Source organism: Hymenobacter glacialis, assembly GCF_001816165.1.
Lineage (GTDB): Bacteria > Bacteroidota > Bacteroidia > Cytophagales > Hymenobacteraceae > Hymenobacter > Hymenobacter glacialis.
In genome coordinates this window covers 101,081-112,197 of record NZ_MDZC01000017.1, presented here as the reverse complement: position 1 = coordinate 112,197, position 11,117 = coordinate 101,081, and the positions used below count along the sequence as shown (strand labels likewise).

The window sequence follows — 11,117 nt, the reverse complement described above, 5'->3', positions numbered from 1 at the left end:
TAAACAGGGCCCGCAACGGGTGCCGCCGCTGGGGCGCGTCCTCCCGCAGCAGGGCCAAATAAGGGGCTACAAACGCCCATTCGTCATCCTTCACATCACTTGGGTAGCTTCGCGTCGCGGTCATACCCCTAATTTACGAATCAGTGCATAACAGGCTCTAGTGGCGCGGGCCTACCGCAGCAAGCCCGCGTTGGCCGCGGCGCTGGTCGAGCACCTGCTGGGCCAGGGCCTGGTTCGGGCCGATTGGGTGGGCGGCGACGCGGCTTACGGCAACTCGCCGGCCCTGCGTCAGGCGTTGCAGCAATGGGCGCAGGCCTAAGTGCTCAACCTCGGGACGGGGCTGCATCTGTACCGGGCCGACCCCACGCCGGCCGTGCCACCTGTGTGGTCGGGACGCGGCCGGCCGCCGCGCCGGGTCACGCCCCTGGGCACGGCGCAGGCCCTGCCCGAACTGGCGGCCCAGGTGCCGGCCCGCGACTGGCAAATCGTGCCCTACCGGCCGGGCCAAAAAGGTCCTCTGGTGCGCCAGGCCGTGCTGCTGCCCGTCTGGCGCTGGGAACTCGGCGTGCCGGCGCAGGTCCTGCACCTGCTTATTTCCCGGGAAGTATACAGCACACAGGTCAAGTACAGCCTCTGCTACACGCCGCCCCAGGCCCCGGCGTTGGGCGTGGCGCAGGCGCTTTACCGGCAGATGCAGCGCTAATGGATTGAGCGCGTGTTTCAGGAAGCCAAGCATCAACTCGGCCTGCACCAGAACCAGACCCGCTCCTGGCCCGCCTGGCAGCACCACGTCGCCTTGACCATGATGGCCTTGCACCTGCTGCTCGATACGCAAGTGCACGAACGCGAAACCATTCCCAACCTCTCCTTCGCCAGCCTCAAACTCGTACTGGCCCAGAAACTGCAAAATTTTCTGCATCAGGACGATGCCTTGCTCGCCGCCGTTCATCAACGAGCGAAAGCCAACGCCCAAAAGCTGCCCAGAGCACACGCGCCTTAACCTGCCAAAGTAGAGCTAACAGCAGCTCGGTAAGTAGTCATGCGAAAGCAAGCGTCGTAAAAAAGCACGAACGTCATGCTGAGCGCAGCGAAGCATCCTCTCACCGCAGAACCACTACGACAAACGTGAGAAGATGCTTCGCTGCGCTCAGCATGACAGAGAGGGGGCAGCACAGCGTCTGGCCCCGCTACTCCCGGCCGCGGAGCGGGCGCTGCACGGGGATGGGCAGGGGCTTGAAGGACTGCTTTTTCAGGTCGGCCATGATGACTTCCACGGCTTTGGCCAGTTGGGGGTCGGCGCCGTTCTGGGTGGCGTTGGGCAGGATGTCTACTTCGATGTCGGGCGCTACGCCTTCGTTTTCGATTTCCCACTTGCCGTCGGGGCTGTAGATGGCGAAGCTGGGCGAGGTCACGCTACCGCCGTCCAGCAGGGGCGGGTAGCCCGAAATGCCCACCAGGCCGCCCCAGGTGCGCTTGCCCACCACGGTGCCCAGCCCGCGCCGCCGGAAAAAGGCCGGCAGCGCATCGCCACCCGAGCCGGCGTACTCGTTCACCAGCATCACCTTGGGCCCGTAAATGGACGCGCCCGGCGAGGTAAAAGCCTTGCCCTCGCGCGGGGCCCAGTAGCTGAGCAGCGGCCGGTTGAGCAGGTCGATGATGTAGTCGGCCACGAAGCCGCCGCCGTTGAACCGCTCGTCGATGATAATGGCCTCTTTGTCCAACTGGCTGAAGTAGTAGCGGTTAAAAAACTCGTAGCCCTCGGCGCCGGTGTTGGGCAGGTACACGTAGGCCACGCGGCCGCCGGTGAGGGCGTCCACTTTGCGGCGGTTGTCTTCTACCCAGGCGATGCGGCGCAGGGTGGCTTCGCTGGCCACGGGCACCACCGTCACCTCGCGGGCGCCTTTGGTGGTGGGCTTGTCGTTTACCAGCAGGGTGATTTGCTTGCCCACGGTGTTCTCAAAGAAGCTGTACACGTTGTCGGTAGCGCGCAGCGGGCGGTTGTTCACGGCCAGCAGGTAGTCGCCGGCCGCCACGCCCACGCCGGGGCCGGTGAGCGGCGCGCGCAGGCCGGGGTTAAAGCTCTCGCCGTTGAACACCCGCCGGAAGCGGTAGTGGTCGTTGGCCACCTCGTAGTCGGCCCCGAGCAGGCCCACGGGGCCGGCCGTGAGGGCGGGCATGTCGCCGCCGCTCACGTAGTTGTGGCCCACCACCATCTCGCCCATCATCTCGCCAAACAGGTAGTTGAGGTCGGCGCGGTGTGCCACGTGGGGCAGGAAGGACGCGTACTTTTTCTTGGTGGCGGCCCAGTCCAGGCCGTGCATGTTGGCGTCGTAGAAGTAGTCGCGCTGCAGGCGCCACACCTCGTCAAACATCTGGGCCCACTCGTGGCGCGGGTCGATGTAGGCGTCCAGGCCCGTGAGACTGAGCTTGCCATCGGTGGCAGTGGGCTTGCCGGCGGCTTCCACGATGCCATGGGCGTTGTTAGGGGCCATGTACAGCACCTTTTTGCCGTCGGCGCTCAGCGCGTAGCCGTTCAGCTCGGCCATGAATACCTCGTCTTTGCGCTCCTTCATATCGAAGCGGTGCAGGCGCTGGGTGGGCTGGGCCGCCACATCGGCGGGGCCGGCCGGCGCGGCAGCAGGCACGGCTTCGAGGTAAAACAGCTTGTTGCCATCAGCGGCCTGCACCGCGCTCAGCTCGCCCACCGCCGAGCCGGGCACTACCAGGATGCGCTGGCCCAGCCCAACGGTGTCAATCACCACCTTCACGCCCGCCGGCTTCTTGCCTTTGAGGTCCCGAATGGCCACTTTGGGCGCGGCGCGGTTGCCCACCGGCTTGCCCACTACCACGGAGTCGGGCCGGGTGGCGGCGTCTTTTTCCTCGTCGCTCTGCGGGGCAAAAGGGGAGGCGTCCTTTCGGTTGAGTACGGCCACGTAGAGCGTGCTCTTGCTCTGGCGGTCATACGACGTCATGTCAAGCCAGGTGGTGCGCAGGCCCACGTCGGTGCTGGCGGCGAAGAACAGGTACTTGCCGTCGCGGCTGAAGGCGGGCGCGGTGGCGTTGCTGCGGCCGTCGCTCACGGCGGCGCGGCGCCCGCTGGGCAGGTGGTGCACAAATACGGTGCGCAAGTGGTTGGGCATCTGCTGCGAATATGCCAGCCACTGCCCGTCGGGCGACCACGCCGGGTCCAGCGCCGGCTCGCCGCGCAGCGGGCCGTAGGTGTCGGCTGCAACCCGGGTGGTCTTTTTCGAGGCCAGGTCCAGGTACCACAGGTTCAGCTTTTTGTCGGTGTAGGCTATTTTCTTGCCATCGGGCGACCACATTGGGTAGAAGTAGAACGAGGCCGGCCCCAGCGAGTAGGTTTCGGCGGGCGTGGTGCCGCGCTGGTCCTGCACGCGCAGCTGGTACTCGCCCCCGGCATCGGAGACGTAGGCAATGCGCGTGCCGTCGGGCGTCCAGTCGCGCACGGTTTCGGCCGAGGGGTGCCAGGTGAGGCGGCGCGGCTGCCCGCCGCTCACGGGCACCACGTACACGTCGGCGTTGCGGTCGTAGTCGCCGGTGAAGGCGATGAACTGGCCGTCGGGCGAGAAATGGGGGCTGGTTTCCACGCCCGGCCCCACCGTGAGGCGCTGCGGGTTGGAGCCATCGCGGCTCGCAATCCAGATGTCGCCGGCGTAGCTGAAGGCCAGCCGGTCGCGGCTCAGGGCCGGCTCGCGCAGCAGCAGGGTTTCGGGGGGCGCCTGGGCGTAGGCGTGAGGGCTGGTGAGCAGGGCCGCAGCGGCCAGAAAGACAAGCTGTTTCATGAGGCGCCAAGTTACAGGCTGACGCCCAACGGACCGCTGCACTGTGGCACCTTTCGCTAAATCAGTTGGACGTTAAGCGGTGCCAGGTTGGCCGTTCCTCCAAATCAAACGTAGAACACGGCATCTTTTCACCAACCACATTTCCAGCCATGTCTAATTCCACCAACACCCCCAATACCCCCAAGCACACCGACCCCGCTACCAAGCGCGACGAGAAAAAGAACGAAACCGAAGTAAAAGACAAGGTTTCGGGCAAGACTAAGGTGACGCAGAAGAAGTAGTAGGCGGCTAACCCACGAAAAAGAGCCCGGCGCGTCTGACGTGCCGGGCTCTTTTGTGTTTTTTGAGTAGAGAAGCAAAAGTAACCGTAGTTAAAAGGCCGTCATGCTGAGCGCAGTCGAAGCATCTCTACCGCAGTAGTGAACCTTATTACTTACGCGGTAGAGATGCTTCGACTGCGCTCAGCATGACGGTCCAATAAAGTACAACCAGCTAGTGCGCCTGCAACCAGTTGCGGCCGGTGCCCACTTCCACTTCCAGCGGCACGCCGCGGGGCAGCAGTAGGGCGGTGGTCATCAGCTCCTTGATTTTGGGGGTGATGTAGGCTACTTCCTCCTGCACGGCGTCGAAGACCAGTTCGTCGTGCACTTGCAGAATCATGCGGGTTTGCAGCTTTTCCTCGCGCAGCCAGTGGTAGATGTTAATCATGGCCATCTTGATAATGTCGGCGGCCGTGCCCTGGATGGGGGCGTTGATGGCGTTGCGCTCGGTGTAGCCGCGCAGCGTGGCGTTGCGCGAGTTGATGTCGCGTAGGTAGCGGCGGCGCTTGAGCAGCGTTTCGGCGTATTCCAGCTCGCGGGCCCGGTTGATGCTCTCGTCCATGAACTGCTTCACCGAGGGGAATTCCTGGAAATAGGTCTCGATAATTTCCGTGGCTTCCTTGCGGCTGATGCCGATGCGCTGGGCGAGGCCGAAGGCCGAAATGCCGTAGATAATGCCAAAATTGACGGTTTTGGCCTTGCGGCGCATTTCCGAGTCCACCTGGTCGAGGGGCACTTTGAAGACCTTGCTGGCGGTGCTGTTGTGAATGTCCTGGCCCAGGCGGAAGGCCTCAATCATGGTGGCGTCGCCCGAGAAGTCCGCCATGATGCGCAGCTCCACCTGGGAGTAGTCGGCGGCCAGCAGCACGTGCTGGTCGTCGCGCGGCACGAAGGCTTTGCGGATTTCCCGGCCCTTTTCCGTGCGAATGGGGATGTTCTGCAGGTTGGGGTTGGTGCTGCTCAGGCGGCCGGTGGCCGTCACGGCCTGGTTGAAGCTGGTGTGCACGCGGCCATCGGCCTCGTTCACCAGCTGGGGCAGGGCCTCCACGTAGGTACTGCGCAGCTTGGTGAGCTGGCGGTATTCCAGAATGAGGGCGGCAATGGGGTTGTCGGTGGCGAGCTGGCTCAGGATTTCCTCGCCGGTGGCGTACTGGCCGGTTTTGGTTTTCTTGATTTTGCCCTTGCCGATGTCCATCTTATCAAACAGCACCTCGCCCAACTGCTTCGGCGAACCGATGTTGAACTCCTGGCCGGCCTCGCGGAAAATCTGGGTTTCCAGCTCCGTGATGTAGCCCTGCAGCTCGGCCGAGTACTCGGTCATGGCCTCGGAATCAATCCGCACGCCCTCGTACTCGATGCTGCTGAGCACGGGCACCAGCGGGTTTTCCACGTCGTTCAGCAGGCCCAACAGGCCCAGGTCGCGCAGCATGGGCTCAAACACGTGCTTGAGCTGCAGGGTCACGTCGGCGTCTTCGCAGGCGTAGTCCTTCACCTCGGCCGGCGGAATGTCGGCCATGGTTTTCTGCTTCTTGCCCTTGGGGCCGATGAGCTCGGTGATGGACACCGGCGAGTAGTGCAGGTAGGTTTCGGCCAGCACGTCCATGTTGTGGCGCATGTCGGGCTCGATGAGGTAGTGAGCCAGCATCGTGTCGAAGAGCTGCCCGCTCACCTCCACGCCGTAGTGCCGCAGAATGGTGAGGTCGTACTTGATGTTCTGGCCGATTTTGAGGATGTGCGCGGCCTCGAAAAACGGGCAGAACTCCTCCACGATGCCCTGCACGGCGGCCGGGTCCTCGGTGGGCACGGGCACGTAGTAGGCCTCGCCCGGCAGCCAGCAAAAGCTGAGGCCCACCAGCCGCGCCGTCATAATATCCAGCCCCGTGGTTTCGGTGTCGAAGCTCACTTCGGTTTGCTGCAACAGAAAGGACAAGAGTGACTTGCGTAGCTCCGGCGTGTCCATCATGTGGTACTGGTAGGGCACGTCTTCCAGGCGCTTGCGCGGGCCGCTGGGCGCGCCGTAGTGGCCGGTTTCGCCTTCTTCAGCACCGCTGGCTACGGCCGCGTCTCCGAAGAGGGTGGCCTGGTCGCCGGCCACCAGCTTGGGGCGGCGCGTGGGTTTGCTACCGGGGGCGGCCACGCCGGCCGGGGTGCGCTGGGGGCCGCCGCCGCTCAGCACGCGGGCCGCCAGCTGCCGGAACTCCAGCTCCTCAAACAGCTCGCGCAGGGTGGCTTCGTCGGGCGCGTCCAGCACCAGCTTGTCGGCCTCAAAGTCCAGCGGCACGTTCACATGAATGGTGGCCAGCTCCTTGCTCATCAGGCCCTGCTCGGCAAAGTTGCGCACATTTTCCTGCTGCTTGCCTTTGAGCTGGTCGGTGTTGGCAATCAGGTTTTCGACCGAGCCGTATTTCTGAATCAGTGTTTTGGCCGTTTTCTCGCCGATGCCGGGAATGCCGGGAATATTGTCGCTGGCATCGCCCTGCAAACCCAGAATGTCAATCACCTGCTCCACCCGCTCAATCTCGAAGCGGGCCAGCACGTGGGCCACGTCCAGAATCTCGGCCGCGTTGCCCATAAAGGCGGGCCGGTAGATTTTGATATTTTCCGTCACCAGCTGGCAGTAGTCCTTGTCGGGCGTCATCATAAACACCTCGAAACCTTCCTTTTCGGCCTTTTGGGCCAACGTCCCAATCACGTCGTCGGCCTCGTAGCCGTCCATTTTCAAAATGGGGATGTGGAAGCCCTCAATAATTTTCTTGATGTATGGGAGGGCGATGCCGATGTCCTCGGGCATGGCCTGGCGCTGAGCCTTATACTCAGCGTACTGCTCGTGCCGGAACGTCTTCTTGGCGCTGTCAAAGCACACGCCGATGTGCGTGGGCTTCTCCTTTTGCAGCACCTCCACCAGCGTGTTGGTGAAACCCAGCACGGCGCCGGTGTTCATGCCCTTGGAGTTGATGCGCGGGTTTTTGCTGAATGCGAAGTGCGAGCGGTAGATGAGGGCAAAAGCGTCGAGCAGGAAGAGCTTCTTCTTGGGAGCGGCGGCGGCTGTGTCGGTCATTGGGCGAAAGTACGGTGGCAAATGGTACGACAATTAACCCGCTGCAGCCGAATACATCGAGTTATTTTTGCCACCTGCCCTAACTGACAGCTGCAGCAGCCGTTGACGGTAGCAACGGCTTCGCACAGAGCGTTGCTTTCCTATGCCTATTCCCAGGCAGGTTCCCGACTTCATGCGCTACGTTTCCCTCGACCTTGAAACCTCCGGCCCCCACCCGCAGCGCCACCAGGTGCTGGAGCTGGCCGCCGTTATCGAAGACAGCCGCCGCCCGCTGCCGCTGGCCCAGCTGCCCGCGTTCCGGCGCGTGGTGCGCCACCCCGAGTACGTGGGCACGGCCGGCGCACTGGCCCTCAACGCCCGCCTGCTGGTGGAGCTGGCCAGCAAAGCCCCCAACCCTGAGCTGTGCACCCCCGATGAGCTGCTGCCCCAGTTCTATGAATTCCTGCTGGCGCACGGGTTTCGGCCCACTGCCAAAGGCCACATTTCCGTGACCATGGCCGGCAAAAACGTGGCGTCCTACGACCTGGGCTTTCTCAAAGAGTTGCCTGGTTGGGGTCACCTCGTGCGCGCCGACCCGGCCATGCTCGACCCCGCCGCGTTCTACCTCAACTGGCGCAAAGACTCGCGCCTGCCCAGCATGAGCATCTGCAAGGCCCGCGCCCGGTTCCCCGACCGCGACGTAGCCCACGAAGCCCTGGCCGATGCCTTGGACGTAGTGCGCCTACTGCGCCCGTTCTACGAGCTGCCGGTTTACCAGCAGGTGACCACCGCCGCGCCCGAGGAAGGCTAAGTGCTTATCACAAAAAAACAGTCATGCTCATCTGGCGTCCGCGCAGTCGAAGCACCTCTACCACAATAGTAAGTACGAATGCAGCGGTAAGCGTATGCTCCGGTCTGACCGCCCCAGGCGGTCTGACTGGTCGTCGTCAGACCGAAATTGCTGGTGCTTCAACCGGTCAGACCGCCTGGGGCGGTCAGACCAGCAGGCCCGAATCGAATACGGTTACTGCTGCGCCAGTACTTAGAATGAATTACTACCACACGCGAGATGCTTCGACTGCGCGGACGCCAGATGAGCATGACGTACTGATTTTGCCCGTCTAGCTAGCTTCTAGATGCGCTGCAGGCTCTTGTAGAACCCGTCCTGGTACGACTTGCCGATGGGCACGAAGTGGCCGCCGCGCAGGTTGGCCGTGTTGTCCTCAATGGACTCGATGTGCTGGGTGTTGAGCAAGTAGCTGCGGTGCACCCGAATGAAGTTGGGGAAGGTGCTCAGGCGGTTTTCCAAGGCCTTGAGCGTGGTGTACACAATGTATTTGTGCTTGGCCGTCACGATGTTGACATAGTCAGACAGGGCTTCCACGTACAGCACCTCATCGAAATCGATGCGCACCATGCGGCTGTTCACCTTCACAAAAAGGTCGGTGTTGGCAGGGGCTTCGGGGGGAGCTGGGGCGGCGGGCACCACCCGCGACTGCACCCGCTGCACCGCCTGGGTGAAGCGGGCAAAATCGAACGGCTTAACCAGGTAATCGGTCACGCGCAGCTCAAAGGCGTCCACGGCCGAATCCTGGCGGGAAGTGGTAATGATGACTTCGGGCGGGTCGGTGAGCACGCGCAGCAGCTCGAGGCCGCTGAGGTGGGGCATCTCAATGTCGAGAAACAACACGTCCACGCGGTTTCCTTCGCGGAAAAACGTCAGGCCGGCAATGCCATCGGCCAGCGAGGCTTCCAGTTTGAGGTTGGGCGTGAGCTCAACGTAGTGCTCGAGCGTGAGACGGTTAATCTCGTCGTCGTCGATGATGGCGCAGGTCAACATAGCGGGGGGAAGGAGGGGAGGCAGGGGGCAAGTACGCACAGAACGAGTTAAGCTTCTTACGGCAGCGGTTAGTCGCTTAGCGCTCTAAAGTAACCATTCACCACGCAAACGGTGGCAGCCGATGGCCTGGAAAGTAGAGCAGAAACAGCAATGGTTGCTTTCTAACGGCTTAACAAGCGCTGTTTACTCCTTTGAATTATTTCCTTAGCGCTTGTTGGCCATTTCCTGCTGCACCAGTTCCTGCACGGCGGGCTGGTCAAAGTCGGCCTCGGTGTGAATGTGGGGCATGAGGCGGGCCATGATGGCATCTTGGGTTTGGCCGGCGGCCCAGGCCTCGGCGTAGGGCGTGTGCGAAAACGTGACCTGCGAGTAAAGCGGCGTCCAACGCCCCGGAAACTGGCCGGCGATTCTGGACTCAATTTTCTTCTGCAGCAAAAAGCGCGGGTCGCCCACCCGGTCGCGCATCTCGGTGAAGTTGTACAGGGCCAGGTCGGCCATGGCGTCGGCGTTGGGCTTGCGCTGGGTCTGGAATTCTGTAAAAACGGTGGCCCAGTCGTCATCGCCGTGCTCTTCGAGCAGCTGGTTGAGCACGCTGCAGTCTTCAAACCCCGAGTTCATGCCCTGTCCGTAGAAGGGCAGAATGGCGTGGGAGGCGTCGCCAATCAGCAGCACGTCGTCGTCGTACTTCCACGGGAAGCACTTGATGGTGACCATGGACCCCGTGGGGTGCTCAAAAAATTCCTGCGTGAGCGTGGGCATCAGCGGCACGGCATCGGGAAATACCCGCTCAAAAAAAGCGGCGACGTCGGCTGGGGTTTGCAGCGCGGCAAAGCTTTCGGCGCCCTCGTAGGGAAAAAACAAGGTGCAGTTGAACGAGCCGTCGAGGTTGGGCAGCGCAATCATCAAGTACTGCCCGCGCGGCCAGATGTGCAGGGCGTTTTTCTCCATTTGCCACGCGCCCCCCGGCCCGGCCGCAATGGTAAGCTCCTTGTAGCCATACTCCAGGAAGTCCTGCGAGTAGTCGAAGCGGTCGGTTTTCTGCAGGGCCCCGCGCACGGCCGAAAACGCTCCATCGGTGCCGAACAAGCGGGTGTAGGGCTCCGTGCGCGTCTGCTGGGTTTCGGTGTCGAGCAGGTGCAGCTCCTGCTTTCTGAGGTCGGTGCGCAGGCACTGCTGGCCAAAGCGGAGGCGCACCCGGGGCTGGGCTTCGGCCAGGTCGAGCAGGCACCGGTTGAGGTGGCCGCGGTTGACGGAGTAAATGGCCTGGCCGGCCTCGCCGTAGGGCTGCCGGGTGAGGGTGCCCTGCGTGTCGTGCATCATACGGCCCGTCATCGGGATGCCCACCTGCCGGATGTCGTCGGCCACGCCCACGCCTTCCAGGGCCCGCCAGCCCCGGTCCGACAGCGCCAGGTTGATGGACCGGCCCTCCTGAGACCCTTCCAGGCGCGGGTCGGGCCGGCGCTCAAACAACTGCACGGCATGGCCCCGCCGGGCGAGGTACAGCGAGAGCAGCGTGCCCACCAGGCCGGCTCCTAGTACGGTGAGGGTTTCGGCAGGTGCATGGGAAGGAGTAGCAGTGGGCATAAGCGGAAGGAAGGTGTGGCGGCGAAGCTACTACGCAAGTGGTGGTTGTACTTTAAGAACGGGCAAAAGGCCGTTAGCGCAGCGAGAAGGTGGTTTCAATCTGGCTCGGCGCGGTTACGGTCGTGTTTGTCGAGTATACTGCCCAGTTAATCGTAAATTATTAATATAATGCAATCCAGTCACTGTCTTTGATGTGTTGGCACGAATCTGCTCCCCTTGTTAACGGCCCACTGTTATGACACACTTCCGATTTCGGTACAAGCGCATGGGGTACATGCGGTGGCGGTGGCGCACTGCCAGCCGCCAGGCCAAGTTGCTGGTGCTGCCCAAGAGCACTGATATTTCCTGCGCCCCAGGTGCTGCAGCATGGCGGCGCATGATGGCCAAAGCCGTGGTCCTCAACCCTGTGCTGACAACGCTGCGCGTTGGCCAGTTTCTGGTGAGCGAAGAGTGGGACCCGCAGCTAGCGGGCCATCCCGACATCCGCTACTAATTGACAAAAGCGAGGCAAAATGGATGAAAACAACGGCTGC

Annotated in this window: 10 protein-coding genes and 1 pseudogene; 6 read left to right on the top strand and 5 right to left on the bottom strand. The window is 62.6% G+C overall.

Annotated elements, in window-relative coordinates:
* Positions 1-124: pseudogene (locus tag BEN48_RS19530) on the bottom strand (IS5/IS1182 family transposase); the annotation flags it as partial.
* A 36-nt stretch (positions 125-160) separates the two neighbouring features.
* Between BEN48_RS19530 and BEN48_RS18905 the strand changes: the two are divergent.
* The 3 genes from BEN48_RS18905 to BEN48_RS02325 are packed head-to-tail and all read left to right on the top strand — an operon-like array spanning position 161 to position 1,000.
* Positions 161-319 (top strand): transposase, encoded by a 159-nt coding sequence (locus BEN48_RS18905; RefSeq protein WP_141764574.1) that lies wholly within the window; start codon positions 161-163, stop codon positions 317-319.
* On the top strand, positions 320-703 hold the full coding sequence (locus BEN48_RS02330) for a hypothetical protein (RefSeq protein ID WP_070732555.1): 384 nt from the start codon (positions 320-322) through the stop codon (positions 701-703).
* Between the two features lie 12 nt (positions 704-715).
* Complete coding sequence (locus BEN48_RS02325) at positions 716-1,000, top strand: hypothetical protein (RefSeq protein ID WP_070732553.1); 285 nt, start codon at positions 716-718, stop codon at positions 998-1,000.
* 187 nt (positions 1,001-1,187) lie between these two features.
* On the opposite strand, the gene BEN48_RS02320 is transcribed toward BEN48_RS02325, so the two are convergent.
* Positions 1,188-3,803, bottom strand: a complete 2,616-nt coding sequence (locus BEN48_RS02320; RefSeq protein WP_070732551.1) for a S41 family peptidase — start codon at positions 3,801-3,803, stop codon at positions 1,188-1,190.
* Between the two features lie 149 nt (positions 3,804-3,952).
* Here BEN48_RS02320 and BEN48_RS19900 point away from each other — a divergent pair, with 149 nt between their 5' ends.
* Positions 3,953-4,084 (top strand): hypothetical protein, encoded by a 132-nt coding sequence (locus tag BEN48_RS19900; protein ID WP_262489457.1) that lies wholly within the window; start codon positions 3,953-3,955, stop codon positions 4,082-4,084.
* A gap of 211 nt (positions 4,085-4,295) precedes the next feature.
* Here BEN48_RS19900 and polA read toward each other — a convergent pair whose 3' ends face one another.
* Positions 4,296-7,181 (bottom strand): DNA polymerase I, encoded by a 2,886-nt coding sequence (gene polA / locus BEN48_RS02315; protein WP_070732549.1) that lies wholly within the window; start codon positions 7,179-7,181, stop codon positions 4,296-4,298.
* A 142-nt stretch (positions 7,182-7,323) separates the two neighbouring features.
* On the opposite strand from polA, the gene BEN48_RS02310 reads away from it, so the two are divergent.
* The gene (locus BEN48_RS02310; protein WP_070732547.1) at positions 7,324-7,971 is read left to right on the top strand and encodes a 3'-5' exonuclease family protein; all 648 of its coding nucleotides are present in this window, start codon (positions 7,324-7,326) and stop codon (positions 7,969-7,971) included.
* 321 nt (positions 7,972-8,292) lie between these two features.
* On the opposite strand, the gene BEN48_RS02305 is transcribed toward BEN48_RS02310, so the two are convergent.
* Positions 8,293-9,000, bottom strand: a complete 708-nt coding sequence (locus tag BEN48_RS02305) for a LytR/AlgR family response regulator transcription factor (protein WP_083320680.1) — start codon at positions 8,998-9,000, stop codon at positions 8,293-8,295.
* A gap of 204 nt (positions 9,001-9,204) precedes the next feature.
* Complete coding sequence (locus tag BEN48_RS02300; protein ID WP_070732545.1) at positions 9,205-10,584, bottom strand: FAD-dependent oxidoreductase; 1,380 nt, start codon at positions 10,582-10,584, stop codon at positions 9,205-9,207.
* A gap of 235 nt (positions 10,585-10,819) precedes the next feature.
* On the opposite strand from BEN48_RS02300, the gene BEN48_RS02295 reads away from it, so the two are divergent.
* Complete coding sequence (locus tag BEN48_RS02295) at positions 10,820-11,077, top strand: hypothetical protein (protein ID WP_125932439.1); 258 nt, start codon at positions 10,820-10,822, stop codon at positions 11,075-11,077.
* The last annotated feature ends 40 nt before the right edge of the window (positions 11,078-11,117 follow it).

What these genes read in the sequence shown, in the direction of transcription:
- BEN48_RS02320 (WP_070732551.1), bottom strand. Translation starts at nt 3,803, where the DNA reads ATGAAACAGCTTGTCTTTCTGGCCGCTGCGGCCCTGCTCACCAGCCCT.
- BEN48_RS19900 (WP_262489457.1), top strand. Translation starts at nt 3,953, where the DNA reads ATGTCTAATTCCACCAACACCCCCAATACCCCCAAGCACACCGACCCC.
- polA (WP_070732549.1), bottom strand. Translation starts at nt 7,181, where the DNA reads ATGACCGACACAGCCGCCGCCGCTCCCAAGAAGAAGCTCTTCCTGCTC.
- BEN48_RS02310 (WP_070732547.1), top strand. Translation starts at nt 7,324, where the DNA reads ATGCCTATTCCCAGGCAGGTTCCCGACTTCATGCGCTACGTTTCCCTC.
- BEN48_RS02305 (WP_083320680.1), bottom strand. Translation starts at nt 9,000, where the DNA reads ATGTTGACCTGCGCCATCATCGACGACGACGAGATTAACCGTCTCACG.
- BEN48_RS02300 (WP_070732545.1), bottom strand. Translation starts at nt 10,584, where the DNA reads ATGCCCACTGCTACTCCTTCCCATGCACCTGCCGAAACCCTCACCGTA.
- BEN48_RS02295 (WP_125932439.1), top strand. Translation starts at nt 10,820, where the DNA reads ATGACACACTTCCGATTTCGGTACAAGCGCATGGGGTACATGCGGTGG.